Below are 26,836 nucleotides of genomic sequence, written 5' to 3' on the forward strand. Positions count from 1 at the left end.
GCACCACGTGGTGCGGCCGCCCTCGTACTCCCTCGGCGAGATCTCCATGACCTCGGCAGGGTCAGCGGTCGAAGGCCTGGGCGACCAGGATCTCCTGCTGCTCCTTGTGCCGCTTGGCCGTGCCGGCGGCGGTCGACGCGGACGCCGGGCGGGACGCGACGCGCACGCGCGGCATGTCGTCCGGGAGCGCCAGGTGCAGGAAGGACCAGGCGCCCTGGTTCTCCGGCTCGTCCTGGACCCACACGACGTCGGCGTCCGGGTACTGCGCCAGCTGCGCGCGGAGCTGCTCCTCCGGGAACGGGTAGAGCTGCTCCAGGCGGACGATGGCGGTCCGGGTGTCCTGGCGCTTGGTGCGCTCGGCGAGCAGGTCGTAGTAGACGCGGCCGGTGCACAGCAGCACGCGGTCGACCTGCGCCGCGTCCACCGACGTGTCCGGCAGCACCGGCTCGAAGGTGCCGGTGGTGAAGTCCTCGACGCTGGAGGCCGCCGCCTTGAGGCGCAGCAGCTGCTTCGGCGTGAAGACGACCAGCGGGCGGCGCGGCCGGGCGTACGCCTGCTGGCGCAGCAGGTGGAAGTACGACGCCGGGGTGGACGGCTGCGCCACCGTCATGTTGTTCTCGGCCGAGAGCTGCAGGAAGCGCTCGATGCGGGCGGACGAGTGGTCCGGCCCCTGGCCCTCGTAGCCGTGCGGCAGCAGCATGACCAGCGACGAGTGCTGGCCCCACTTCTGCTCGGCCGACGAGATGAACTCGTCGATGACCGTCTGGGCGCCGTTGACGAAGTCGCCGAACTGCGCCTCCCAGAGCACGAGGGCGTCCGGGCGCTCGACCGAGTAGCCGTACTCGAAGCCGAGGGCGGCGTACTCGCTGAGCGAGGAGTCGTACACCCAGAACTTCGCCTGGTCGCCCGACAGGTACAGCAGCGGCGTCCACTCGGCACCCGTGTTGCGGTCGTGCAGCACGGCGTGGCGCTGGACGAAGGTGCCTCGGCGCGAGTCCTGCCCGGCGAGGCGCACCGGGGTGCCCTCCATGAGCAGCGACCCGAAGGCGACGAGCTCGCCGAAGCCCCAGTCGATGCCGCCCTCCTTCGCCATGAGCTGCCGCTTCTGCAGCATCTGGGCGAGCTTCGGGTGCACCGTGAAGCCCTCGGGGGCGGACACCTGGACGGCGCCCACGCGCTCGAGCACGGCGTGCGGGACGGCCGTCTGCCAGCCCACCATGTCGCCGGCGCCCTCGCGCTGCGCCTCCGGGCGCTCGAGGCCGAGGATCTCGTCCTCGCCGTCGGGCGTGCTGGCCTTGCCGGCCGACTTGGTCTCGGTGAAGACCCGCTCGAGCTGCGCCTGGTAGTCCTGCAGCGCCTGCTCGGCCTCCTCGACCGTGATGTCGCCGCGGGCCACGAGGTTCTTCGTGTACAGCTTGCGCACCGACTGCTTGGCCTCGATGAGGTTGTACATCAGCGGCTGCGTCATCGACGGGTCGTCGCCCTCGTTGTGCCCGCGGCGGCGGTAGCAGACCATGTCGATGATGACGTCGCGGTCGAACTGCTCGCGGTAGGCGAAGGCCAGCTCGGCCACGCGGACGCAGGCCTCGGGGTCGTCGCCGTTCACGTGGAAGACGGGGATCTGGTAGCCCTTCGCGACGTCGGTCGCGTACGTCGTGGAGCGCGACGACGACGGCCCGGTCGTGAAGCCCACCTGGTTGTTGATGATCACGTGGATCGTGCCGCCCGTGCGGTACCCGCGCAGCTGCGCGAGGTTGAGCACCTCGGGCACCACGCCCTGGCCCGCGAAGGCCGCGTCGCCGTGCAGCAGGATCGGCAGCACGGAGAAGCCGTCGCCGCCCAGGTCGATGCGGTCCTGCTTGGCCCGCACGATGCCCTCGAGCACCGGGTCGACCGCCTCGAGGTGGGACGGGTTCGCCGCCAGGTACACCTTGGTCGTGGCGCCCGACTCGGCGGTGAAGACGCCCTCGGTGCCGAGGTGGTACTTCACGTCGCCGGAGCCCTGCACGCTCTTCGGGTCGAGCTGGCCCTCGAACTCCTTGAAGATCTGGCCGTAGCTCTTGCCGGCGATGTTCGCCAGCACGTTGAGGCGGCCGCGGTGCGCCATGCCGATGCCGACCTCGTCGAGCCCGCCCTCGGCGGCCCGCGACAGGATCGCGTCGAGCAGCGGGATGACCGACTCACCGCCCTCGAGCGAGAAGCGCTTCTGCCCGACGAACTTGGTCTGCAGGAAGGTCTCGAACGCCTCGGCGGAGTTCAGGCGGCGCAGGATGCGCAGCTGGTCCTCGCGGGGCGTGCGGGCGTAGCCCGACTCGAGCCGCTCCTGGAGCCACCTGCGCTGGGCCGGGTCGGCGATGTGCATGTACTCGACGCCGATGGTGCGGCAGTACGAGTCGCGCAGCAGGCCGAGGATGTCGCGCAGCGTGTCCTTGGTCTTGCCGCCGAAGCCGCCCGTGGGGAACTGGCGGTCCAGGTCCCACAGCGTCATGCCGTGGCTCTGGATGTCCAGGTCGGGGTGCTTCCGCTGGCGGTAGGCGAGCGGGTCGGTCTCGGCCATGAGGTGGCCGCGCGAGCGGTAGGAGTGGACGAGCTCCGCGATCCGGGCCGGCTTCGCGGCCTCGACGTCGGCGTCCACGGTGTTGTCGCGCACCCAGCGCACGGGCTCGTACGGCACGCGCAGGGCCGCGAACACGCGGTCGTAGAAGCCGTCCAGGCCGAGCAGCTTGTTCGCGAGCACCTTGAGGAACTCGCCGGACTGCGCGCCCTGGATGATGCGGTGGTCGTAGGTCGACGTGATCGTCATGACCTTCGAGATGCCCATGCGGGCGAGCTGCTCCACGGACGCGCCCGCGAACTCCGCGGGGTAGTCCATGGCGCCGACGCCGATGATCGTGCCCTGCCCGGCCATGAGGCGCGGCACGGAGTGCACGGTGCCGATGCCGCCCGGGTTGGTCAGCGAGATCGTGGTCCCGGCGAAGTCGTCCATGCCGAGCTTGCCGCCGCGCGCCTTGCGCACGAGGTCCTCGTACGCGGCCCAGAAGCCGGCGAAGTCGAGCTCCTCGGCCTTCTTGACGCTGGGCACGAGCAGCTGGCGCGAGCCGTCCGGCTTGGCGAGGTCGATCGCGAGGCCGAAGCCGACGTGGGCCGGCTGCACGACGTGCGGCTTGCCGTCGATGCTCTCGTAGTGCGCGTTCATCACCGGCATGTCGGACAGCGCCTCGACGAGCGCGAACCCGATGAGGTGCGTGAACGAGATCTTGCCGCCGCGGCCGCGCGCGAGGTGGTTGTTGATGACGATGCGGTTGTCCACCATGAGCTTGGCGGGCACGGCGCGCACCGACGTCGCGGTCGGGACCTCGATCGAGGCCTCCATGTTGGTGACGACGCGCGCGGCGGGGCCGCGCAGCTTCTGCACGTCGTCGGTGGCCTCGTCCTCGGTGGCCTTCGGCGAGGACTTCGCGACCTCGGCGTAGGGCGCGGTCGAGGGCAGGGCCTCGGCGACCGGGCGGACGGCGCTCACCGCGGGGTCGGCCGGGACCGGGGCCGGCTTCGAGGCCTTCCGCTCGGACTTCGCGGTCTCGGCGGCGGCGGTGCCCGACCGGCCGGCCGGGGCCGCGGGGGCCGGGGCCTGCGCCGGGGCCGGCGTCTGGGGCTCAGCCGGTGCCGCGGGCTGCGCGGGTGCAGCCGGCGCGGCGTCCGCCGTGGCGCCGTTGGTCTCACCCGGCTCGTAGTCGGCGAAGAAGTCCCACCACGCGGGGTCCACCGCGTTCTTGTCCTTCAGGTACTGCTCGTAGAGCTCGTCGACAAGCCATTCGTTGGCTCCGAACGCGCTCGCCACGCTGATCGACTCTGACCCGTCCTTCGGGGACACCACGCGCGGATCGCCCACTTTCACACAGTTGCAACTCGTTCGACCGGAAATGCGCCCGACAGCGCCGGTGCGCAGGTCCAGCCTACGTCCTTCGCGGTGTCCGACCGGGGAGGCCGAGCGGCGTCAGACGGCCGTTCCCGGGCTCACGACGTGGCATCGTGACCGTCCGGTAATGGGGTGGGCAACGACTCCTCGGGTCGACCCGATGACTCCGTGTTCCGACGTCATGTCCGGACCACGCGGGCCGTCCTGTGACGGACGAGTGTGACCAACCTCACGCCGGCGCCGCGGGCGCGGGCCGGGCACGGGATCACTCGGAGGGCTCGCTCGTGACGCCGGGGGCGGGCCGGGCCTGCGCGGGCAGCGTCACGCGCATCGTCGCGCCGCGGTCGGTGTCGGCGACCTCGACGTGCCCGCCGTGCAGGTCGACCGCCCAGCGGACGATGGCGAGGCCGATTCCGGTGCCGCCGCTCGCCATGCCGGACGGCGGCGCGGCGTGCGGGCGACCGGCGGCCGCGCCGCTCGCGAACCGTTCGAAGATCCGGCCGCGGTCCTCGGGCGCGATGCCGGGGCCCTCGTCGCTCACCTCGAGCACGACGTCGTCGTCCACGGGGTAGGCGTCGAGCCGCACCGTCCCGGCATGGGGCGAGTGCCGGATCGCGTTCTGCAGCAGGTTGGTGACCACCTGGCGCAGCCTCTCGACGTCGGCCTCCAGCGCGAGGTCCGGCGGGGTGACGTCGACGACGTAGCTGAGGCCCTTCGCCGCGTCGACCATCGACATCGCCTGCGCGGACTCCTCGAGGAAGTCGCCCACGGAGAACTCGCTGAGCACCAGCGCGGACGCGCCGGCCTCCACCCGCGACAGGTCGAGCAGGTACGTGACCAGGCGGGTGAGCCGCTCCGTCTGCTCCAGCGACAGCTCGAGGGCCGACGGCGTCGGCTCGGTGACGCCGTCGACCATGTTCTCGAGCTGGGCCTGCAGCGCCGCCACCGGGGTACGCAGCTCGTGCGACACGTTGGCGATGAGCTCGCGCCGCACCCGGTCGGAGGCGTCGAGGTCGGCGGCCATGACGTTGAAGGCCTCGGCGAGCTGGCCCACCTCGTCGCGGCTCGTGGCGCGCACGCGGATGGAGTAGTCGCCCGCCGCCATCGCCTGCACGGCAGCCGTCATGTCCCGCAGCGGCGACGTCATGCCGCGCGCGAGGAGCTGCACGATCACCAGGGACAGGAAGATCGCCAGGGGCAGCGTGCGGGTGGGGCCGAGCTCGTTCTGCAGGCCGATCCACGTGATGAGGACGGCGAACGTCACCGTCGCCACGACCAGCACGCCGAGCTTGGTCTTGAGCGACCGCAGCGGGTCCAGCGGACGGACGTCGGGCAGCCGGTGGTGCTCCTTGCGTCGCGGCGCGGCCGGCCCGGCGTCGTCGTCGCCGGGGGCGGGGTCCATCAGGCCTCCGGCGGCTCGAACGCGTACCCGACGCCGTGCACGGTGCGGATGAGGTCCGGCCCGAGCTTGCGGCGCAGCGCCTTGATGTGGGAGTCGACGGTGCGGGTGCCGCTGGCGTCAGCCCAGTCCCACACCTCGGCGAGCAGGCGCTCGCGCGTCTGGACGGTCTTGGGCGAGCTCGCGAGCATGACCAGCAGCTCGAACTCGGTCGGCGTGAGGTGCACCTCGTCGCCCGCGCGGTGCACGCGGCGCTGGGCCCGGTCGATCGTGACGTCGCCCATGACCATCGGCGGGTCGGCGGGGGTCGTCACCGCGGCCTGCTGCGCACGCTCCACGCGTCGCAGCAGCGCCTTGACGCGCGCCACCAGCTCGCGCATGGAGAACGGCTTGGTCATGTAGTCGTCGGCGCCGACGCCGAGGCCGACGAGCATGTCGGTCTCGTCGTCGCGCGCCGTGAGCATGAGGATGGGGATCGGGTTCTCCGCCTGGATGCGGCGGGTGACCTCGAGCCCGTCGATCCCGGGCAGCATGACGTCCAGCACGATCGCGTCCGGGTTCAGGCGGGAGGCGGCGTCGACGCCGGCGAGGCCGTCGCGCGCGACCTCGACCCGCCAGCCCTCGGCGGACAGGCGCTGGGCGATGGCGGCCGCGATCGCGGGCTCGTCCTCGACGACGAGCACGGTGGCGTTCTGCTGGCCCGAGGCGCCCGGGCTGCTCGGAGGGGTCGCGGTGGTCATGGTGCCATCTTGCACCGGCTCCCTGGGGGAGCGCTGAGTACACGCTGTCCGGGGCTCTCCCGCGCGGACGCCGACTCGCCCGCGGGCTCCGTCCCGATACCATCGGAGCACGATGGACGAGAGCCGATATCGCGCGGGGTCGCCCGCGCCGTCCCGCCTGGCCACCCCGCCGCCCCGCCACCCGGCCGCGCCGCGCCGCACGACCGGGAGCCGCCCGTGCTAGGCGACGTCCTCATGATCGTGCTCGGCGTGGTGCTCACCGCGGGCACCGCGGTGTTCGTCGCCAGCGAGTTCTCCCTCGTCACCCTCGACCCGGCCGTCCTCGGGGCCGACGACGAGGAGGGCGACAGTCCCTCGCCCGGCCACGACACCGCGCGCCCGTCGGACCGACGGGACCGCGCCGTCCGCGCCGGGCTCAAGCACCTGTCCACGGAGCTCAGCTCCGCCCAGGTCGGCATCACCATCACCACGATCCTGCTGGGTTACACCGCCCAGCCGGCGCTGCTGTCCCTGTTCTCCGAGGCGTTCGCCGCCACGGCGATGGGGCAGGGCGTCGCCGGGGTCCTCGCGGTCGTGCTGGCCCTCGTGGTCGTCAACGCGTTCTCGATGCTGTTCGGCGAGCTGATCCCGAAGAACTTCGCGCTGTCCGCCCCGCACGCGACGGCGCGGCTGGTCGTCCCCGTGCAGCGGGTGTTCACCATGCTGTTCCGGCCGCTCATCGCCGTGCTCAACGGCTCGGCCAACGCGCTGCTGCGCAGGGTCGGGGTCGAGCCCCGCGAGGAGCTGTCCGGCGCGCGGTCCTCCTCGGAGCTGCTGTCGCTCGTCCGACGTTCGGCGCAGGAGGGCACGCTCGACCAGTCGGTCGCGACCCTGCTGACCAACTCCCTCGAGCTCGACGAGCTGTCGGCGCGCGACGTCATGACCGACCGCATGCGGATGGCCGTCGTCGAGCGCGACACGACGGCCGCCGAGGTCGTGGCCCTCGCCCGGCGCACCGGCCACTCCCGGTTCCCGGTGATCGGCGAGGACCGCGACGACGTCGTCGGCCTCGTGCACCTGCGCCGCGCCGTCGGCGTGCCGCACGACCGCCGCGGCGAGGTGCCGGCCGCCGCGCTCATGGTCGACGCGCCGCGCGTCCCGGAGACGGTCCGGCTCGGGCCGCTCCTCGTCGAGCTCCGGGGTCTCGGGCTGCAGATGGCCGTGGTCGTCGACGAGTACGGCGGCACCTCGGGGATCGTCACGCTGGAGGACGTCGTCGAGGAGCTCGTGGGCGACGTCGCCGACGAGCACGACCCGCGCCGCGCCGGCGTGGTGCGCGGCGCCGACGGGTCGTGGGTCGTGCCCGGGGTGCTGCGCCCCGACGAGCTGGAGGAGCGCACCGGCCTGGTGGTGCCCGAGGGGCCGGCCTACGAGACGCTCGGCGGCCTGGTCATGGCGGAGCTGGGGAGGGTGCCCGAGGTGGGCGACGAGATCGAGACCGACGGGGTGCTGCTGCGCGTCGAGGCGATGGACGCGCGGCGCGTCGAGCGGCTGCGCGTGCTCGCCGTCGACCCGGCCGGGACCCGGCACGGGGAGGCGGGCCGATGAGCACCGGGACCGCCCTGCTGGTCGGCGTGCTGCTGCTCGCCGGCAACGCGTTCTTCGTCGGCGCCGAGTTCGCCGTCATCTCCGCGCGCCGCAGCGCCATCGAGCCGCGGGCCGAGGCCGGCGACCGGCGCGCCCGCACCGCCCTGTGGGCGATGGAGCACGTCTCCCTCATGCTCGCGTGCGCGCAGCTCGGGGTCACCGTGTGCTCCACCGGCCTGGGCATCGTCGCGGAGCCCGCCCTCGCCCACCTGCTCGAGGTGCCCTTCGAGGCCCTGGGGGTCCCCGAGGCGCTGCTGCACCCCGTCTCGCTCGTCCTGGCGCTCGCGATCGTGGTGTACCTGCACGTGGTGCTCGGCGAGATGGTGCCCAAGAACCTCGCCGTCGCCGGCCCCGAGACGGCCGCCCTCTGGTTCGCGCCGCCGCTGGTGCTGCTCGGTCGCGCCGTGCGCCCCGTGATCTCGGCGCTCAACTGGGTCGCGAACCATGCCGTGCGGCTCGCGGGGGTCGAGCCGAAGGACGAGGTCGCCTCCGCGTTCACGGCGCAGGAGGTGCAGTCGATCGTCGAGCACTCGCAGGCCGAGGGCGTGCTCCGCGACGAGCAGGGCCTCCTGGCCGGGGCCATCGAGTTCTCCTCGCGCACCGCGGGCGACGTCATGGTGGCCGTGGACGAGCTGGTCACCGTCGACCCCCGCACCACGCCCGACGACGTCGAGCACCTCGTCGCGCGCACCGGGTTCAGCCGGTTCCCCGTGCGGGGCGACGACGACGCCCTGCGCGGCTACCTGCACCTCAAGGACGTCCTGTACGCGTCGAACGGCGACCGGTTCGACCCGGTGCCGGCGTGGCGCGTGCGCGCGCTCGCGTCCGTGCGGCCCGCCGACGAGGTGGAGGACGCGCTGCGCGCCATGCAGCGCTCCGGGGCGCACCTGGCCCGCGTCGAGGGGCCCGACGGCGTGCTCGGCGTCGTGTTCCTCGAGGACATCCTCGAGGAGCTCGTGGGCGAGGTGCGCGACGCGATGCAGCGCCGACCGTGAGCAGGGTGGACACCCTCCCACGCCGCGCGGCCCCGGCCGCGGCCTGACCGCCTGTGAACGGGGACTTGGCGGGGGAGCCCGACCCCGTTATGGTTCCGTGACGGATCGCCTCGTCGGTCGCGCGCAGGGCACGCGACGCCGGGCGGTCCGTGTTCGGGTCCGAGGAGCACGGGCGACCATGGCGGCCGCCCGGAGCACGAGCGCGGAGGTGCCGTGGAGGCGACGTCGCAGGGTGACGCAGCCACGCCGCGCTCCCGTCGCGAGATGCGGGAGGCGGAGCTCGCCCGGGCCGGCAAGAAGCCCCGCAAGCGCCCCGCTGCCGCCCGCGGCGACCGCTCCGGCGGCCGGCACGCCGCCCCCGCCGGGCACGCCTGGGTCACCCGCCTGACGGTGCTCGGCTCGCTCGCCGCCGCCACCATCGCCGCGCCCCTCGTCACCGACGGCCAGGCGCACGGCGGCACCCCGTTCGACCTCGACACCCAGCCCACCGGTCCCTCCACGCTGGCGCTCCTCGAGCAGGGCGTCGAGACCCCCCGCACCTCCCAGGGCATCGCCGCCGCGCCCCGCGACGTGCGCGTCGAGGCGTCCGCCGCCAGCCGTACCGCCGAGCGCAGCCCCCTGCCCGGCTGTGACTCCGGAGCCTCCATCGACGGCGGCAACGGCAGCCTCGCCGACCACTCGCTCTGCGACATCTGGCAGCCCGGCGAGAAGCTGCGCGCGGACGCCGCCGTCGCCCTCAGCGCCCTCAACGAGGCGTTCCGCGTCCGCTTCGGCCGCGACCTGTGCCTGGTCGACAGCTACCGCTCCATCTCCTCCCAGTACGCCGTCAAGGCCAGCCGCGGCTACCTCGCCGCCACCCCCGGCACGTCCATGCACGGGTGGGGGCTCGCCATCGACCTGTGCGGCGACGAGTACCGCTCCAGCGAGGTCTACGGGTGGCTGTGGGAGAACGGGCCGGCGTACGGGTGGGAGAACCCGCCGTGGGCGCAGCGGGGCGGCATGGGCAACTACGAGCCGTGGCACTTCGAGTACAAGCCCGGCGTCGTGGAGATCACGCCCTGGCACTGAGCCCTCTGTGGTGCTCCCTCGCTCGCCTGCTCACGGCCGCCGGAGGTGCAGGATCCTTCGCGCGGTCGCGTTCACGCGCCCCAGGGGGCGCTCCACTTCGGGAGGGATACGACCGCGCGAAGGATCCTGCACCTCCCGCTCTCCTGAGCCCGCACCCGTCGCGGTGCCTCGGACAGTGCGCGACCCGGGTCGTGTCGACTCTCACGCGCCCTTGCTCGGGAGCGGGGGCGGCGCCGAGCGGGTGCTGGGCCGTCAGGTGGTGATCGTGGTGTTGCCGCCGAAGTCGTCGCGGAAGCGGGGGCCCTGGGTGGCGAGCTCCTGGGCGTACGCGGCGGACCAGCCGCGGAAGGGGTCGACGGCGAGGGACTCGTTGGAGAAGCGGCGGTCGTCGGTGAGCTCGGTGACGCAGAAGTCGGGGATCTGGAGGTCCGTGACCGGGCCCGAGCGCTCGCACTCGGCGACGATGAGCGGCGCGTTGGCGCCGCCGAAGACGTCGATCGACCAGCCGTCGGCGCCCAGCCAGGCCGCGTAGCGCGTCTTGATGACCTGGGCGCCGCCGCGGCGCACCAGCTCCGCGCCGACGTTCGGCTCGAGCGGGCGCTCCGCCTCGTACCGGGTGCCGCCCACCGAGGGGCCCTTGACCGTGACCGCGGCGAGGTCGACGCGCGAGCGGTAGAGCTCGAGGACGTCCCGCGCGTCGCTGTCGGGGCCCAGCCGTGCCTCGACGCCCGTGGCCTGCACCCGCACGCGCAGCGCGTAGCCGCCGTCGGACAGGAAGTAGGACTGGACGATCAGGGCGGGCGCGTCGCGCAGCGCGTCCGGCAGCTCGCGGACGAAGAACCGGCGCTCGAACTCGAAGTCGGAGTAGTCGGCGGACATGACTGCGAGCCTAGTGCGCCGCGACGACGGTCCGGTCCCGCGGCCCGGCGGTGTCGGTTCAGGTGCGCCGCGCGCGCAGCACGCCCGTGCGCATCGGCAGGGTGAACTCGCCCCGCGCCGTCTCCGGCCTGCCCGCGAGATACGCGCGGATCCGCCCGGTCGTGGCCGCGCGCTCCGCCTCCGGCATGACGAGCATCCCGGCGCGGGTCGCGAGGGTCGCGACGAGCGAGTCGGCGGTGCGGCGCTGACCGTGCGGGAACTCGGCCCGCTCCGCCCGGGCCGACCACGCCTCCCCGGCGGGCGGGAGCACGCCGTCGGTCGCGCGGCGCCAGGCGGTCGGTGTGTCCCGCGGCCCCACGGCCGCGCTCCCGCTCGCCTCGGCGAGCCCGGCGACCCAGGCGACGTCGTCGTCCAGCAGGTTCCACAGCCCGGCCAGGACGCCGCCGGGGGCGAGCACGCGGGCGATCTCGGGCCCCGCGACCGCCAGGTCGAACCAGTGCAGCGCGTTGCCCGCGAGCACGGCGTCGACGGAGCCGTCGGGCAGCGGGATCGACTCGGCGCTGCCCGCCAGGGCGCGGACGCCCGGCAGGCCCCGCCGCAGCTCGGCCAGCATCGCCGGGTCCGGCTCGACGGCGACGACCTCCGCGCCAGGGACGACCGCCGGGTCGAGCAGGGTGGCGGTGAGCTTGCCCGTCCCCGCGCCGAGGTCGAGCACCCGCGGGCCCGGCGCCGCCCGCAGCGTCCAGCGCACCGCGGCCGCCGCGTAGTCCGGGCGGTGCTCGGCGTACGCGACGGCGGCCGCGCCGAAGGACGACGCGGGGCGCGCGGCGTCCCGGTCGGCGCTCATCGGTCCGCGGGGCCGGGCACCTCGCGGCGCTCGCGACCGACGTACGCCGAGAGGGGGCGGATGAGGGCGTTGGCGGCCTGCTGCTCCATGATGTGCGCCGTCCAGCCCGTGACGCGGGCGGCGACGAACAGCGGCGTGAACGTGGCCGTCTCGAAGCCCATGAGGTGGTAGGCCGGGCCCGACGGGTAGTCGAGGTTCGGGTAGATGCCCTTGCGGCGCACGAACTCGGTCTCCAGCGCGTCGTAGAGGGCGGCCAGGTCGGGGCGGTCGTAGTGCTCGACCAGGGTGTCGAGGGCGGCCTTCATCGTCGGCACGCGCGAGTCTCCGTGCTTGTAGACCCGGTGCCCGAAGCCCATGATCTTGCGCTTGGCGTCGAGCGCCTCGTCGAGCCAGGAGGCCGCACGCTCGGCGGTGCCGATCTCGGCGAGCGTCTCCATGACCGCCTCGTTGGCGCCGCCGTGCAGCGGCCCCTTGAGCGCCGCGATCGCGCCCACGACGGCCGAGTGCAGGTCGCTGAGCGTGGACGTGACGACGCGCGCCGTGAACGTGGACGCGTTGAACGAGTGCTCGGCGTACAGGATCATCGAACGGTTGAACGCGTCGGCCACCACGGGGTCCGGCTCGACCTCGAAGGTCGTCCAGAGGAAGTTCGCGGAGAAGTCCAGGTCGTCGCGCGGGGCGACCGGCTCCAGCCCCTGGCGGCGGCGCTGCCCGTACGCGACGATGGCCGGCAGGGCCGCGAACAGCCGCACGCTGCGCTCGAGGTTGACGTCCGGGTCGGCGGCCGCCTCCAGGGCCGTGAGGCCCGCGGCCTCGCGCGCGCCGAGGACGCTCACCGCCGTGCGCACCTCGTCCATCGGGTGCGCGCTGAGGGGAAGCAGGTCGATGGCGGCGCGCACGTCGTCGGCGAGCGGGCGGTGCTCGCGCTCGGTCGCGCGCAGCGCGTCCAGCTCGTCGGGCGTGGGCAGCTCGCCGTGCCACAGCAGCCACGCGACCGCCTCGAACGGGCGGGTCGCCGCCAGGTCCTGGACCGGGTAGCCGCGGTACAGCAGGGAGTTGGTCTCGGGGTCCACCTTGGAGACGGCCGTCACGTCGGCGACCACCCCCGCCAGCCCGCGTCGGACCTCGGGCTCGGACCCGGTGTGCTCTGTCATCGATGCTCCTTCGCTGCGATGTACGGGATGTGCTGCCGTGCGGGCTGCGGCGGCGCTCAGCCGTGCAGGTTGTCGTCCAGGCTGAAGTCGAAGACGCCGGTGTCGAACGCCGAGTAGGCGCCGTAGTCGAGCAGCTCGTAGAGCCGGGCGCGGGTCTGCATGTGCTCGACCTGCCCCGTCAGCGAGCCCTCGGCGCGCAGGGCGTCCAGGCCGCGCTCCGCGGCGCCCATCGCGAGGCGCAGCAGTGAGACCGGGTAGATGACGAGGGCGACACCCGCGTCGGCGATCTGCGTGGTCGTGAACAGCTCGGACTTGCCGAACTCGGTCATGTTGGCCAGCACGGGGACGTCGACGGCGCTCGCGACGGCCTCGAACTCGGCCAGGTCGCGCATCGCCTCGGGGAAGATCGCGTCCGCGCCCGCGTCGACGAGCGCCTTCGCGCGGTCGACGGCGGTCGCGAGCCCCGCCACGGCGCGCACGTCGGTGCGGGCCATGACGAGCAGGTTCTCGTCGCGCCGCGCGGCGACGGCGGCGCGCACCCGCTGCAGGGCCGTCGGCTCGTCCACGACCTGCTTGCCGTCGAGGTGCCCGCAGCGCTTGGGGTTCACCTGGTCCTCGACGTGCAGCCCCGCGACGCCTGCGTCCTCCAGCGTCTGCACGGTCCGGGCCATGTTCATCGCCTCGCCGAAGCCGGTGTCGGCGTCCACGAGCGTCGGCAGGTCGGTCATGCGGGCGATCTGCCCCGCGCGGGTCGCGACCTCGGTGAGGGTGGTCAGCCCGACGTCGGGCAGCCCCAGGTCGGCGGCGACCACCGCGCCCGAGACGTACACGCCGTCGAACCCCTTGTCCTGGATCAGCCGCGCGGCGAGCGGGTTGAACGCGCCGGGCAGCTGCAGGAGCTCGCCGGAGCGCAGCCGCTCGCGGAACGCGGCGCGCTTGGCGGCGGGGGTGGTGGTCGAGTAGAGCACGGTCGCCCTCCGGGTCAGAACGGGTCTCAGAAGATGCCGCGCGCGACGGGGTGGGTCGCGAGCGGGTCGGCGAGCGGCGTGACGGTGAGGCCCGACAGCTCGCCGGCGGACAGCTCCGGCAGCCGCTGCGCGAGGTCGAGGAACCGCTCGGTCTCCTCGTCGGCCAGCACCCCGGCGGCCAGGGTGCGGAACTTCGCCACGTACTGCTCGCGGGCGAACGGGCGCGCGCCCAGCGGGTGCGCGTCCGCGACGGCGATCTCCTCGACGACGCGCGAGCCGTCCGCGAGCTCGATCTCCACGCGTCCGCCGAAGGACTTCTCGTCCGGGTCGCTCGAGTGGTACCGGCGGGTCCACTCGGCGTCCTCGGCCGTGGTGACCTTGCGCCACAGGTCCACGGTGTCCGGGCGGGCGGCGCGCTCGGGGGCGTAGCTGCCGACGTGGTCCCAGGCGCCGTCCTGCAGAGCGACCGTGAAGATGTAGGGGATCGAGTGGTCGAGCGTCTCGCGGCTGGCCGTGGGGTCGTACTTCTGCGGGTCGCCGGAGCCGGAGCCGATCACGTAGTGCGTGTGGTGGCTCGTGTGCAGCACGACGGCGACGACGTTCGCCGGGTCGCGCAGCTCGGGCCGCTCGGTGCCGAGGCGGCGCGCGAGGTCGATCCACGCCTGCGCCTGGTACTCGGCCGAGTGCTCCTTGGTGTACGTGTCGAGGATGGCGCGCCGCGCCTCGCCGGCGGCCGGGAGCGGCACCGTGTAGCGGGCGTCGGGCCCGTCGAGCAGCCAGGCGATCACGCCGTCCTCGCCCTCGTAGATCGGGCTGGGGGAGGTCTGCCCGCGCATCGCGCGGTCCGCGGCCTCCACCGCCATCTTGCCCGCGAACGCGGGGGCGTGGGCCTTCCACGTGGAGATCTCGCCCTTGCGCGACTGCCGGGTCGCCGTCGTCGTGTGCAGGGCCTGGCCGACCGCCTGGTAGATGGTCTCCGTGGGCAGGCCGAGCAGCGTGCCGATGCCCGCCGCGGCCGACGGGCCGAGGTGGGCGACGTGGTCGATCTTGTGCGCGTGCAGGCTGATGCCCTTGACGAGGTCCACCTGGATCTCGTAACCCGTGACGATCCCGCGCAGCAGCTCCGCACCGCTGCGGCCCAGGTGCTGCGCGACGGCGAGCAGGGGCGGGATGTTGTCGCCCGGGTGCGAGTACTCGGCCGCGAGGAACGTGTCGTGGTAGTCCAGCTCCCGCACGGCGACGCCGTTCGCCCAGGCCGCCCACTCGGGGCTGGTCCGCTCGGGGGAGCCGAAGACCGTCGAGCCCGCGCCGCCCCGGGAGACCGGGTGCGCCTCCGCCTGCGTGCGGGCCGCGAGGATCGGGCCGCGGCCCAGCGACGCCGTCGCCACCGCGGCGTTGTCGATCACGCGGTTGATCACCATGTCGGTGACCTCCGGGGCGGGCTCGAGCTGCTCGGCCGCGACCTCCGCGATCTTCCACGCGAGCTGCCCCTCGCGGGGCAGCGGCTCGTCGGAACGGTAGACGCGGACCTCGTGGTCGATCATGCGGGGAGTCCTCCCTGTGCAGGCCTCAGCAGACATCGTGTGCGGGCGTCGTCGCCGCCCGTGTCCGGGCCGCTCCGAGAACGTAACGCCCGGTGAGCGCCGGGTCCAGCGAGCGAGGGCGGGCGGCCGTCGCCCGGACGGCCGTGCGGGGGCACACCGAGAGCCCTGTGGCGGGCTTCACGAATACCGTGTCAAGGAACGGTGTCGCCGCAGGTGAGCGCGTCGCGTCGAGGGCACCTCCGGACCCATGGTTGCCCTGCCGAACTTGATTCTCGGTCAAGGATCGGTAACGTGGCCGCCCATGTTCGGGCTCGGCGTCCGCCCTCGTGGCGGGCGCCGGCTCCCTGTCACGGGCCGGGCCGCTGCGTTCACACCGCGTGCGCGCCGCGCCGGCCACGGAAGGAAACATGACCGCCGTACTCCCTCAGGAACCGACCGGCACCACCCCCGCGAACGCTCCGGCCACCCGGGCCGCGCGCCGCAGGCTCCGCGTCTCCGACGTCACCGTCGTCGACAACTCCATGCTCAAGAAGACGATCGGCGGCACCGCCGTCGGCAACCTCATGGAGTGGTACGACGTCGGCGTCTACGGCTACCTGGCCGTGACGATGGGTGCCGTGTTCCTGCCGCAGGCGTCGTCCGGCGTGCAGATCCTCTTCTCCCTCGGCGTGTTCGCCGCCACGTACGTGGCGCGCCCGCTGGGCGGCATCGTGTGCGGCCGCATCGGCGACAAGGTCGGCCGCCAGAAGGTGCTGGCCTTCACGCTCGTGATGATGGCGGCCTCGACGTTCCTCATCGGGCTGCTGCCGACCTACGGCGTCCTCGGCGTCGCGGCGCCGCTGCTGCTCGTGCTCCTCAAGCTGGTGCAGGGCTTCTCCACCGGTGGTGAGTACGCCGGCGTCACGACCTTCGTCGCCGAGCACGCCCCCGACCGCCGCCGCGGCTGGGCCGCCTCGTTCCTCGACTTCGGCAGCTACCTCGGCTTCGCGCTCGGCGCCGTCGTCGTGACGGTGCTGCAGGTGACGCTGGGCGAGCAGGCCATGCTCGACGGCGGGTGGCGGATCCCGTTCCTGGTCGCCGGCCCGATCGGCGCGTTCGCCGTGTGGTTCCGCCTGAAGATCGAGGAGTCCCCGGCGTTCCAGGCGCAGCAGGTCGCGGCCGAGGCCGCCAAGACCCACGGCGTCGAGACGCCCGCGCCCTCCGACGTCACGCTGCGCTCGCAGTGGCGACCGCTCGCCGTCGCGATGGTGCTCGTGGCCGTCGCCAACACCGCCGGCTACGCACTGACGAGCTACATGCCGACCTACCTCACCGACACGCTCGGCTACGAGGCGACGGCGGGCACCCTGCTGACCGTGCCCGTCCTGGTGCTGCTCGCGGTGATGATCCTCGTCGCCGGCCCGATCAGCGACCGCGTCGGCCGCCGTCCGCTGCTCTGGTTCGGCGCGGGCTCGCTCGCGGTGCTCGCGGCCCCGGCCTTCCTGCTCCTGGCGATGGGCCACGTGTGGTCCACGATCCTGGGCCTCGTGCTCATGGCGGTCCCGGTGGCGTGCATGGTCGGCGTGCAGGCGGCGACGCTGCCCGCGATGTTCCCCACCGCGGTGCGCTACCGCTCGATGGGCCTGGCCTACAACGTCGCGCTGGCGATCTTCGGCGGCACGACGCCGCTCATCGTGGAGTCGCTGACGCAGGCCACCGGCTCGAGCATGGCCCCGGCCTACTACCTCATGGGCTTCGCGCTCGTGGGTGCGGTCGCCGTCGGCTTCGTCAAGGAGAGCGCCGGCAAGCCGCTGCCGGGCTCCATGCCGTCGGTCGACACCGACGCCGAGGCCAAGGCGCTCGTGAAGACGCAGGAGAAGAACCCGGACCTCGACCTCGACGCGATGCCGGGTCTGGTCCCCGCGCACTGAGGCGACGTCGACGTAGTACCCGCTGCCGCTTCCTTCCACGGAACCCACAGCGGGTACTACGTCGACGACGGTGTCCCGCGGTAGAAGCCAGGGCGCAGGTGTCCCAGGCGCTCGAAGGCCTCGAGGAGGTCGCCCTCACGTCGGCCCACGGCGGTCAGCGGGATGCACACAGGAGGGCCGAACATCCTGGTGCTCGCCCGCGCGGCCTGTCGCCCAGCGGCCGAGGGCTGCCGTGCGGCCACGGCGCCGGGGTCGACCACCTCGACGACCAGTGTCCGTTCCGGGTGGTCCACGATGCGCATGCCGACCGCCTCGTACCACGCGACGCGCCCCACGCCGGAGAGAGACGCCCGGTCGACGAATCCGACGGCGTCGAGGACGAGTGCTGTGCGGTCTCGCCGGAGCAGCCGACGTGCCTGGAACAGGCCGGCCACCGCTGATACGGCGATGAACCCGGCGGCGGCCAGCAGCGCGAACGCCGACGACCTGCGGGAGAGAGCGAAGACCTCGGTCGGCTCCGCGGATCCGTGACTCACGGCGGGAGCGTAGCGGCGAGCGGAGGAAGACGACGAGGGCGGGCCCGCGTCGCGGACCCGCCCTCGTTCTCGGTGCGCCTGAAGGGATTCGAACCCCCGACCTTCTGCTCCGGAGGCAGACGCTCTATCCACTGAGCTACAGGCGCGGGTGCCGGACGGAAACCGCTCGGCACGGTGCACGAGACTACCAGCACCTGAGCGCCGGACGGCACACGGCGGACGATCCCCCTACGACGGCGAGCACCTGGCGGCCCGCCGCCTTTGTAGAATCGCCCGGTGACCCCCGACGAGCTCTCCGGAGCACTCAGCGCTGCCCTCGCCTCGGCCGTGGCCGACGGCACCCTCGCCCTGCCCGCCGACGCCGTCCCGGCCTCGGTGCACGTGGAGCGACCCCGGCAGCGCGAGCACGGGGACTGGGCCACCAACGTGGCGCTGCAGCTCGCGAAGAAGGCCGGCACCACGCCGCGCGCGCTGGCGGAGGACCTGGCGGCGCGCCTCGCGGCGACGCCGGGCATCAAGGCGGCCGACGTCGCGGGGCCGGGCTTCCTCAACATCACGCTCGAGGCGGGTGCCGCGGGCGAGCTCGCGCGCACGATCGTCACCGCCGGCGACGCGTACGGCCGCACGGACGCCCTCGCGGGCCAGGTGCACAACCTCGAGTTCATCTCCGCCAACCCGACGGGCCCGCTGCATATCGGTCACACCCGCTGGGCTGCGCTCGGCGACGCGCTCGTGCGGATCATGCGCGCGGCCGGCGCCGACGTGACGGCCGAGTACTACATCAACGACGCGGGCGCGCAGATGGACAAGTTCGCCGCGTCGATCATCGCCCGCGCGAAGGGCGAGGACGTGCCCGAGGGCGGCTACCCCGGCGAGTACGTCGCCGAGCGCGCCGCCGAGGTGCTCGAGCAGGAGCCCGACCTCCTGTCGCTCCCGGCGGACGAGGCCCTCACGACCGCGCGCGAGCTCGGCTACCAGGCCCAGCTCGAGGCGATCCGCCGCACCCTCGACGCGTTCGGCGTGCACTTCGACGTCTGGTTCTCCGAGCGCACGCTGCACGACTCGGGCGCCGTGGAGCAGGCGGTCGCCCGCCTGCGCGAGCAGGGGCACGTCTTCGACGTCGACGGCGCGGTGTGGCTGCGCACCACGGACTTCGCGGACGACAAGGACCGCGTGATGATCCGCGCGAACGGCGAGCCCACCTACTTCGCCGCCGACGCCGCGTACTACCTGTCGAAGAAGGACCGCGGGTTCCCGGGCAAGATCTACCTGCTCGGCGCCGACCACCACGGGTACATCAACCGGCTCAAGGCCATCGCCGCCTGCGCGGGCGACGACCCGGAGGCGAACATCGAGGTGCTCATCGGCCAGCTCGTCAACATCGGCGGCGAGCGGATGGGCAAGCGCCGCGGCAACGCCCTGTACATGGACGACCTCATCGAGTGGCTGGGCTCCGACCCGCTGCGGTACTCGCTCGCGCGCTACCCCGCGGACTCGCCGCTGTCGCTGTCGGGCGAGGAGATGCTCAAGCAGAGCAACGACAACCCCGTCTACTACGTGCAGTACGCGCACTCGCGCACCTGCGCCGTCGACCGGAACGCGGCCGACCGCGACGTCGCGCGCGTCGCGGCCGACGGCTCCGACGCCTTCGACCCCGCGCTGCTCACGCACGAGACCGAGGCGGCGCTGGTCGGCGCGCTCACGGAGTTCCCGCGGATCGTCACGCAGGCCGCCGAGCTGCGCGAGCCGCACCGCGTCGCGCGCTACCTCGAGTCCCTCGCCGCGGACTACCACAAGTGGTACCAGGAGTGCCGCGTGACGCCGTACCCCGACGAGGAGGTCACGGACACGCACCGCACGCGCCTGTGGCTGAACGACGCGGTGCGCCAGGTGCTGGCCAACGGCCTCGACCTGCTCGGCGTCTCCGCCCCGGAGCGGATGTGACCGGGGCCGGGAACCAGGCCACGACGGGCGTGCTCGGGGTCCCCTGGTCGACGGGCGTGCGCCGCCGCGACGACGGCGTCGTCGAGGTGGGCGGGGTCGGCGTGGACGCGCTCGCGGCCCAGCACGGCACCCCCGCCTACGTCCTCGACGAGGCCGACTTCCGGGCCCGCGCCCGCGGCTACCGCACGGCGTTCGCGACGGCGTTCGCCGAGGTGGGCACCGGCGTGGACGTCTACTACGCCGGCAAGGCGCTGCTCACCGTCGCCGTCGCCCGCTGGGCGCGCGAGGAGGGCCTGCGCGTCGACACGGCGTCCGGCGGCGAGCTCGCCGTCGCGCTGCGCGCCGGTGTCCCCGGCGCCGAGATCGGCCTGCACGGCAACAACAAGTCGGACGCCGAGATCCTCGCGGCGCTCGACGCCGGCGTCGGCCGCATCATCGTCGACTCGCTCGTCGAGATCGACCGGGTGGCGGCGCTCGCGGCCTCCCGCGGGCTCGTGGCTCCCGTCATGGTGCGCGTCACCACCGGCGTGCACGCGGGCGGACACGAATACATCTCCACGGCGCACGAGGACCAGAAGTTCGGCCTCTCGGTGAACCCGGGCCCGGACGGGGGAGACGGGCCCGCGATGCGGGCCCTGCTCGCCGCCGTCGAGCGCCCTGAGCTGCACCTGCTGGGCATCCACTCGCACATCGGCTCGCAGATCCTCGACCCGGCGGGCTTCGAGGCGGCGGCGCGCGTCGTGCTGCGGCTGCGCGCCGAGCTCGCGGAGCGCACGGGCGTGCTGGTCGGCGAGGTGGATCTCGGCGGCGGGTACGGCATCGCGTACCTGCCGGGGGAGGTGCCGCTCGACCCGGACCGCATCGCCAAGGACGTGGCGAGCGCCGTGGCGGCGGTCTGCGCCGAGCTGGGCACGCCGCTGCCCCGGATCTCGATCGAGCCGGGCCGCGCCGTCGTCGGCCCCGCGGGGCTGACGCTCTACACGGTCGGCACGGTGAAGCCGGTCGCGCTCGACGACGGCCGCGTCCGCACCTACGTCTCGGTCGACGGCGGCATGAGCGACAACATCCGCCCGGCGCTGTACGAGGCGCAGTACCACGCGGAGCTCGTCGGCCGGACCTCGACGGCGGAGCCCGTGCTCGCGCGCGTCGTGGGCAAGCACTGCGAGAGCGGCGACATCGTCGTGCACGAGACCTGGCTGCCCGGCGACGTGCGCGCCGGCGACCTGCTCGCCGTCGCCGCGACCGGCGCGTACGGGCGCTCGATGGCGTCGAACTACAACCTGCTGACCCGCCCGCCCGTGGTCGCCGTCGCCGACGGCGCGTCGCGCGTCCTGGTGCGGCGCGAGACGGTCGAGGACCTGCTCGCGCTCGACCTGGGCTGACGGCCGTGGACGGCGGCCCGGCGGCCGACGCGCCGCGGCTATCCTGACCCCGTCCCGGCATCCCGTTCCGAAGGTTCTCCCGTGCCTGCAGCCCCCTCGTCCGGGCCCCTGACTGGGGCCGTCCCCGCGGCCCGTCCCCGCCAGGCGGCCGACCCGACCCCCACGGTGCTGCGCGTCGCGCTGCTCGGCTGCGGGGTCGTCGGCTCCCAGGTCGCGCAGACGCTGGTCCAGCACGCCGACGACCTCGCCGCCCGGGCCGGGGCGCGCCTCGAGCTGGTGGGCATCGCGGTGCGCGACGCGAGCCGTCCGCGCGACGGCGTCGGCACGGTCGTCCCCGCCGACCTGCTCACCGAGGACGCCGACGCGCTCGTCGACCGGGCCGACCTCGTCATCGAGCTCATGGGCGGCATCGAGCCGGCGCGCGGGCTCATCCACCGCGCGATCGCCGGCGGCGCGAGCGTCGTGACGGCGAACAAGGCGCTGCTCGCCGCGCACGGCCCGGAGCTCTTCGAGGCCGCCGACGCCGCGGGCGTCGACCTGTCGTTCGAGGCCGCCGTGGCGGGCGCGATCCCGATCGTCCGCCCGGTGCGGGAGTCGCTCGCCGGCGACCAGGTGCGCCGCGTGCTCGGCATCGTCAACGGCACCACCAACTACGTGCTCGACCAGATGACGACGCACGGGCTGGACCTCGAGGAGGCGCTCAAGGAGGCGCAGACCCTCGGGTACGCGGAGGCCGACCCCACGGCCGACGTCGAGGGGCACGACGCCGCGGCGAAGGCCGCGATCCTCGCGTCGCTCGCGTTCCACACCCGGGTCTCCCTGGCGCAGGTCGCGTGCGAGGGCATCACCCGTGTGACCGCTGCCGACGTCGCCGCCGCGCAGCAGACCGGGCACGTCGTGAAGCTGCTGGCGATCGCGGAGCAGACCGCCGAGGGCGTGTCCGTGCGGGTGCACCCCGCGCTCGTGCCGGCCGCGCACCCGCTCGCCGCGGTGCGCGGCGCGTTCAACGCGGTCTTCGTCGAGGCCGACGACGCCGGCCCGCTCATGTTCTACGGGCAGGGCGCGGGCGGCCGCCCGACGTCGTCCGCCGTGCTCGGCGACCTCGTGTCGGCCGCGCGCGACCGGATGGTCGGCGGTCGCGGGCCGCGCGAGTCCGCGTACGCGTCGCTGCCGGTGCTGCCGCACGACGCCGCCGTCACGCGCTACCAGGTCCGCCTCGTCGTGGCGGACCGCCCCGGCGTCCTGGCGCAGGTGGCGCAGGTGCTCGCCGACCACGGCGTGTCGATCGACACCGTCCGCCAGGCGCCCGACGAGCCGTACGCCGTCGACGTCGCCGAGGGCACCGCCGCGCTGCTGCTCACCACGCACTCCGCCCGCGAGGCGTCGCTCGCCGCGACGGTCGCGGCCGTGCGCGGCCTCGAGCCGGTGCACGAGATCACGTCCGTCCTGCGAGTCGAGGGAGCCTGACATGCCGACGCCCCAGCCTGCCCACCAGTGGCGCGGTGTCATCACCGAGTACGCCGACCGGCTGCCCGCCCACGTGGCGGAGCGGATCGTGACGCTCGGCGAGGGCGGCACCCCGCTCGTGGCCGCCCCCGCGCTGTCGGACCGCACCGGCGCCGACGTCTACGTCAAGGTCGAGGGCATGAACCCGACCGGGTCGTTCAAGGACCGCGGCATGACGACGGCGATCTCCGCGGCCGCGGGCCGCGGCGCGAAGGCCGTCGTGTGCGCCTCGACCGGCAACACGTCCGCCTCGGCGGCGGCATACGCGACCCGTGCCGGCATGACGTGCGCCGTGCTCGTGCCGGACGGCAAGATCGCGATGGGCAAGCTCAGCCAGGCGATCGCGCACGGCGCCCGCCTGCTGCAGGTGGACGGCAACTTCGACGACTGCCTGATCGCGGCGCGCAAGCTCGCCGAGGTGTACCCGGTCGAGCTGGTGAACTCCGTGAACCCGGACCGCATCGAGGGGCAGAAGACGGCGGCGTTCGAGGTCGTCGACGCCCTGGGCGACGCCCCGGACATCCACTGCCTCCCGGTGGGCAACGCGGGCAACATCACCGCGTACTGGAAGGGCTACCGCGAGTACGCGGGCCTGGACGGCGGCGCCGCGCACGGCGCGGTCGCGACCCGCACGCCGCAGATGTGGGGCTTCCAGGCCGCCGGCGCCGCGCCGATCGTCCTGGGGCACCCCGTCGACCAGCCGGAGACGATCGCCACCGCGATCCGCATCGGCAACCCGGCGTCGTGGGAGCAGGCGGAGGCCGCCCGCGACACGTCCGGCGGCGTGATCGAGTCGGTCACCGACGAACAGATCCTCGCCGCGCACCGCGTCCTGTCCGCCGAGGTCGGCGTGTTCGTCGAGCCGGCCTCCGCGTCCGGCGTCGCGGGCCTGCTCGCCCGCGCCGAGCGCGGCCTGGTCCCCGCCGGGGCCCGGGTCGTCGTGACGGTCACCGGCCACGGGCTCAAGGACCCGCAGTGGGCGCTGCGCACGCCGGACGGCGGCGAGGTGACCCCGACGCGCGTGAGCGCCGACGTCGTCTCCATCGCCGACGCGCTCGGCCTCGGCTGAGCCCCTCCCGCCCGACACCGTTCCGACCGAGCCCCGAGAGGGAGACGCGCATGCAGCTCGGCGCCGACCACGTGCTGGTCCGTGTTCCCGCGACCAGCGCCAACCTGGGCCCGGGGTTCGACGCGATGGGCCTGGCCCTCGCGCTGTACGACGACCTGGAGGTCGAGCTCCTCGCGAGCGACGACGTCGTCATCGAGGTCGAGGGGCAGGGGGCGGGGGAGGTGCCGCTCGGCGACGACCATCTCGTCGTGCGCGCCCTGCGGCACACGCTCGAGCTCGCCGGGGCGCCCCGGACCGGCCTGCGGCTGCGGTGCGTCAACCGCATCCCGCACGCGCGGGGCCTGGGCTCGTCGTCGGCGGCCGTCGTGTCGGGCATCGTCGCGGCGCGTGCGCTCCTCGCCGACCCCCACGTCCTGGACGCGGCCGCGGTGCTGCGGATCGCGACGGAGTTCGAGGGCCACCCCGACAACGCGGCCCCCGCGATCCGGGGTGGCGCGACGCTGGCGTGGCGGTCGGGCGACGGCCCCCGCGCCGTGGACCTGGACGTCGACGACCGCATCGAGGCCACCGTCCTGGTGCCCGACGCCCGCCTGGCCACGAGCCGCGCCCGGGGCGTGCTCCCCGCGGAGGTGCCGCACGGCGACGCGGCGTTCACCGCCGGGCGCGCGGGGCTGCTCGTCGAGGCGCTGGCGCGGCGCCCGGAGCTGCTGCTCGACGCCACCGAGGACCGGCTGCACCAGGACTACCGCGCGAGCGTGATGGCGGGCTCGGCCGAGCTGCTGCGCGCCCTGCGCGCCGAGGGGCTCGCGGCCACCATCTCCGGGGCGGGGCCCACGGTCCTCGTGCTCACCGCGGGCGACGGCACGGACCGGCTCGACGCCGTGCTGGCCGACCTCGTCGACGACGTGGCGGGCTGGCGCGCGCTGCGCCCGGGGGTGGACCACGACGGCGCGGTGGCGCGCCGCGTGACGGCCGGCGCGTCGGCCTGGGGCCGGGTGTGAGGTGATATGATGCGGTGAGCCTTCGGGATCGACCGCGAGGGCACCCCCTCTCCACCGCACGGCGCGCCAGCGTGCCCGGTCAGAGCCAGGTGCCTCGGTGGTCGCGATGCGGTGCAGGACCGCCGCGCCAGTCCCGCGAGAGGGTGAAACACCAACCCCGCCAGCCGACGTCGTCGTACCACTGATGCGAGGTTCCACGCGTCTCGGCGCTCCCCGCGCCGGACGGCAACCACCCCGGCCCCGAGATCTGCGGGCCGCATACGAGGGGGAAGGGTCCTTCGTGACGAACACCACCGACAGCCGGAACGGCGCCGCCGCATCCGGGAACCTGAGCTCGATGCGTCTGGCCGAGCTCCAGGCGCTGGCCTCCGGCATGGGCGTCAAGGGCACGTCCCGGATGCGCAAGAGCGACCTGCAGGACGCGATCCGGGCCGCCCGCGGCCAGGGCGCGCGCACCGCCGGTGCCCCGGTCGCCGCGGCGACCGCCGTGGCGCCGACGGTCCGCAGCGACGCCCCGGCCCAGTCGCCGGCCGAGCAGGGCTCCGGGCAGGCCTCGGGCGACGCCCGCGCCCCGCGCGCCGACGGGGCCGAGGCCCCGCGCCGCTCGCGCCGGGCCACCCGCTCCGCCGGCTCGGCCGAGGGAGACGCCGCGCCGCAGCAGCGCGCGGCGGAGGCGCCCGCCGAGCAGCAGCCCGCCAGGGACGAGCAGCGCGGCGGCGAGCAGCGCGGCCAGCAGAACGACGCCGACCGCGAGGCGCGCCTCGCCCAGCTCGCGGAGGCCGTCGCGGCCCCGCGCGAGCGCGGCGGCCGCCGGTCCGGCAACGGGCAGAACGGCAACGGCCAGAACGCCGGCCAGGGGCAGGGCGAGGGCGACGGCCAGCGCTCGGGCCAGGGGCGCGGCAACGACGGCTCCGGCCAGCAGCAGCGCTCGGGCGCCCAGGGCGGCCAGCGTGACGAGCGCCCGCGACGGGACGACGACGACGAGCGCGGTTCGCGCCGTCGCCGGGGTCGCGACCGCGGCCGGGACCGCAAGCGCAACCGCGGCGGCCGTGCGGGCGGCCCGGACGTCGCCGGCCTGGACGACGTCGAGGTGCGCGAGGACGACGTGCTGCTGCCCGTCGCCGGCGTGCTCGACATCCTCGACAACTACGCCTTCGTGCGCACGAGCGGCTACCTGCCCGGGGCGGGTGACGTCTACGTCTCCCTCAACCAGGTGAAGAAGTCCGGCCTGCGCCGCGGCGACGCGATCGTCGGTGCCATCCGTCAGCCCCGCGAGGGCGAGGAGCCGCCGGCGGGCAAGAACGTCCGTAGCAAGTTCAACGCGCTCGTGCGGCTGGACTCCATCAACGGCATGACGCCGGAGGAGGCGCGCCAGCGCCCCGAGTTCACCAAGCTGACGCCGCTGTACCCGCAGGAGCGGCTGCGGCTGGAGAACCCGGAGGCCACCCGTCTCACGCCGCGCGTGATCGACATCGTCGCCCCGATCGGCAAGGGCCAGCGCGGCCTCATCGTCGCGCCGCCCAAGGCCGGCAAGACGATCATCATGCAGCAGATCGCCAACGCGATCACCGCGAACAACCCCGAGGTCCACCTCATGGTGGTGCTCGTGGACGAGCGGCCCGAAGAGGTCACCGACATGGAGCGGACGGTCAAGGGCGAGGTCATCGCCTCGACGTTCGACCGCCCCGCGTCGGACCACACGATCGTCGCGGAGCTCGCCATCGAGCGGGCCAAGCGCCTGGTCGAGCTGGGCCAGGACGTCGTCGTGCTGCTCGACTCGCTCACCCGCCTGTCGCGTGCCTACAACCTCGCGGCGCCGGCGTCGGGCCGCATCCTGTCCGGTGGTGTGGACGCCGCGGCGCTCTACCCGCCGAAGAAGTTCTTCGGCGCGGCGCGCAACATCGAGAACGGCGGCTCGCTGACCATCCTCGCCTCGGCGCTCGTGGAGACGGGCTCGAAGATGGACGAGGTGATCTTCGAGGAGTTCAAGGGCACCGGCAACATGGAGCTGCGCCTCTCCCGCAACCTCGCGGACAAGCGGATCTTCCCGGCGGTGGACGTCAACGCGTCCGGCACCCGGCGCGAGGAGATCCTCATGTCGAAGGACGAGCTGGGCATCGTCTACAAGCTGCGCCGCGTCATGGGCGCGCTCGACCAGCAGCAGGCGATCGAGCTGCTGCTCGGCCAGCTCAAGAAGACCAAGACCAACGTCGAGTTCCTGCTGCACGTGCAGAAGACGACGCCGGCCGGGCTCTCGGACGAGAACCCGGGCGAGACGATCTGATCGTCCCGGTGCGCCGGGCCCCCGGGCCCCGCGCCCCCGGGGTTTCCCGGGCGCCTCCGCGGTGTGGC

At 74.0% G+C, this 26,836-nt stretch carries 19 protein-coding genes and 1 tRNA gene; 10 read left to right on the plus strand and 10 right to left on the minus strand.

Annotated elements, in window-relative coordinates; translation table 11 throughout:
• Positions 1-61: 61 nt before the first annotated feature.
• The 3 genes from ACFQ8T_RS20210 to ACFQ8T_RS20220 all read right to left on the minus strand — a co-directional run bounded on the left by ACFQ8T_RS20210 (position 62) and on the right by ACFQ8T_RS20220 (position 6,055).
• Entirely contained in the window at positions 62-3,838 is a 3,777-nt protein-coding gene (locus tag ACFQ8T_RS20210; protein WP_430548264.1) for a multifunctional oxoglutarate decarboxylase/oxoglutarate dehydrogenase thiamine pyrophosphate-binding subunit/dihydrolipoyllysine-residue succinyltransferase subunit, read from the minus strand.
• Positions 3,839-4,181: 343 nt separating this feature from the next.
• On the minus strand, positions 4,182-5,318 hold the full coding sequence (locus tag ACFQ8T_RS20215) for a sensor histidine kinase (protein ID WP_430548265.1): 1,137 nt from the start codon (positions 5,316-5,318) through the stop codon (positions 4,182-4,184).
• Positions 5,318-6,055, minus strand: coding sequence for a response regulator transcription factor (locus ACFQ8T_RS20220; protein WP_430548266.1), 738 nt, complete (start codon positions 6,053-6,055; stop codon positions 5,318-5,320). The genes ACFQ8T_RS20215 and ACFQ8T_RS20220 overlap by 1 nt, the downstream gene beginning before the upstream one ends.
• Positions 6,056-6,271: 216 nt before the next feature.
• On the opposite strand from ACFQ8T_RS20220, the gene ACFQ8T_RS20225 reads away from it, so the two are divergent.
• The 3 genes from ACFQ8T_RS20225 (at position 6,272) to ACFQ8T_RS20235 (ending at position 9,744) form a co-directional block, all read left to right on the plus strand.
• Positions 6,272-7,642, plus strand: coding sequence for a hemolysin family protein (locus ACFQ8T_RS20225; RefSeq protein ID WP_430548267.1), 1,371 nt, complete (start codon positions 6,272-6,274; stop codon positions 7,640-7,642).
• Positions 7,639-8,676, plus strand: a complete 1,038-nt coding sequence (locus tag ACFQ8T_RS20230) for a hemolysin family protein (protein ID WP_430548268.1) — start codon at positions 7,639-7,641, stop codon at positions 8,674-8,676. The genes ACFQ8T_RS20225 and ACFQ8T_RS20230 overlap by 4 nt, the downstream gene beginning before the upstream one ends.
• 213 nt (positions 8,677-8,889) lie before the next feature.
• On the plus strand, positions 8,890-9,744 hold the full coding sequence (locus ACFQ8T_RS20235; RefSeq protein WP_430548269.1) for a D-alanyl-D-alanine carboxypeptidase family protein: 855 nt from the start codon (positions 8,890-8,892) through the stop codon (positions 9,742-9,744).
• Between the two features lie 252 nt (positions 9,745-9,996).
• Here ACFQ8T_RS20235 and ACFQ8T_RS20240 read toward each other — a convergent pair whose 3' ends face one another.
• Genes ACFQ8T_RS20240 through ACFQ8T_RS20260 form a run of 5 tightly spaced genes read right to left on the minus strand, consistent with a single transcriptional unit; the run spans position 9,997 to position 15,136 of the window.
• The gene (locus tag ACFQ8T_RS20240; RefSeq protein ID WP_430548270.1) at positions 9,997-10,623 is read right to left on the minus strand and encodes a CYTH domain-containing protein; all 627 of its coding nucleotides are present in this window, start codon (positions 10,621-10,623) and stop codon (positions 9,997-9,999) included.
• A 58-nt stretch (positions 10,624-10,681) separates the two neighbouring features.
• A complete protein-coding gene (locus ACFQ8T_RS20245; protein ID WP_430548271.1) occupies positions 10,682-11,470 on the minus strand; it encodes a class I SAM-dependent methyltransferase in 789 nt (262 codons plus the stop codon).
• Entirely contained in the window at positions 11,467-12,624 is a 1,158-nt protein-coding gene (locus tag ACFQ8T_RS20250; protein WP_430548272.1) for a bifunctional 2-methylcitrate synthase/citrate synthase, read from the minus strand. The genes ACFQ8T_RS20245 and ACFQ8T_RS20250 overlap by 4 nt, the downstream gene beginning before the upstream one ends.
• Before the next feature lie 56 nt (positions 12,625-12,680).
• Complete coding sequence (prpB, locus tag ACFQ8T_RS20255; RefSeq protein ID WP_430548273.1) at positions 12,681-13,592, minus strand: methylisocitrate lyase; 912 nt, start codon at positions 13,590-13,592, stop codon at positions 12,681-12,683.
• Between the two features lie 26 nt (positions 13,593-13,618).
• Positions 13,619-15,136 carry an MmgE/PrpD family protein gene (locus ACFQ8T_RS20260; protein ID WP_430548274.1) on the minus strand — a complete coding sequence of 506 codons (1,518 nt, stop codon included), beginning with the start codon at positions 15,134-15,136 and terminating at the stop codon, positions 13,619-13,621.
• A gap of 407 nt (positions 15,137-15,543) precedes the next feature.
• Here ACFQ8T_RS20260 and ACFQ8T_RS20265 point away from each other — a divergent pair, with 407 nt between their 5' ends.
• Positions 15,544-17,046: an MFS transporter gene (locus tag ACFQ8T_RS20265; RefSeq protein ID WP_430548275.1), complete on the plus strand. Its 1,503-nt coding sequence runs from the start codon at positions 15,544-15,546 to the stop codon at positions 17,044-17,046.
• Positions 17,047-17,102: 56 nt separating this feature from the next.
• Here the strand turns inward: ACFQ8T_RS20265 and ACFQ8T_RS20270 are convergent, their stop codons facing one another.
• The gene (locus tag ACFQ8T_RS20270) at positions 17,103-17,582 is read right to left on the minus strand and encodes a hypothetical protein (protein ID WP_430548276.1); all 480 of its coding nucleotides are present in this window, start codon (positions 17,580-17,582) and stop codon (positions 17,103-17,105) included.
• A 73-nt stretch (positions 17,583-17,655) separates the two neighbouring features.
• Positions 17,656-17,728 (minus strand) — tRNA-Arg (locus ACFQ8T_RS20275).
• A 130-nt stretch (positions 17,729-17,858) separates the two neighbouring features.
• Here ACFQ8T_RS20275 and argS point away from each other — a divergent pair.
• From argS to rho, 6 genes are all read left to right on the plus strand, one after another.
• Positions 17,859-19,526 carry an arginine--tRNA ligase gene (gene argS, locus ACFQ8T_RS20280; RefSeq protein WP_430548277.1) on the plus strand — a complete coding sequence of 556 codons (1,668 nt, stop codon included), beginning with the start codon at positions 17,859-17,861 and terminating at the stop codon, positions 19,524-19,526.
• On the plus strand, positions 19,523-20,908 hold the full coding sequence (lysA, locus tag ACFQ8T_RS20285; RefSeq protein WP_430548278.1) for a diaminopimelate decarboxylase: 1,386 nt from the start codon (positions 19,523-19,525) through the stop codon (positions 20,906-20,908). The genes argS and lysA overlap by 4 nt, the downstream gene beginning before the upstream one ends.
• A 108-nt stretch (positions 20,909-21,016) precedes the next feature.
• The gene (locus tag ACFQ8T_RS20290; RefSeq protein WP_430548290.1) at positions 21,017-22,375 is read left to right on the plus strand and encodes a homoserine dehydrogenase; all 1,359 of its coding nucleotides are present in this window, start codon (positions 21,017-21,019) and stop codon (positions 22,373-22,375) included.
• Position 22,376: 1 nt separating this feature from the next.
• Entirely contained in the window at positions 22,377-23,483 is a 1,107-nt protein-coding gene (gene thrC, locus ACFQ8T_RS20295; protein ID WP_430548279.1) for a threonine synthase, read from the plus strand.
• A gap of 50 nt (positions 23,484-23,533) precedes the next feature.
• Positions 23,534-24,484 carry a homoserine kinase gene (gene thrB / locus ACFQ8T_RS20300; RefSeq protein ID WP_430548280.1) on the plus strand — a complete coding sequence of 317 codons (951 nt, stop codon included), beginning with the start codon at positions 23,534-23,536 and terminating at the stop codon, positions 24,482-24,484.
• A 280-nt stretch (positions 24,485-24,764) separates the two neighbouring features.
• Entirely contained in the window at positions 24,765-26,768 is a 2,004-nt protein-coding gene (rho, locus tag ACFQ8T_RS20305; RefSeq protein ID WP_430548281.1) for a transcription termination factor Rho, read from the plus strand.
• The last annotated feature ends 68 nt before the right edge of the window (positions 26,769-26,836 follow it).

The organism is Isoptericola sp. NPDC056618 (assembly GCF_042792715.1).
Taxonomy (GTDB): domain Bacteria; phylum Actinomycetota; class Actinomycetes; order Actinomycetales; family Cellulomonadaceae; genus Isoptericola; species Isoptericola nanjingensis.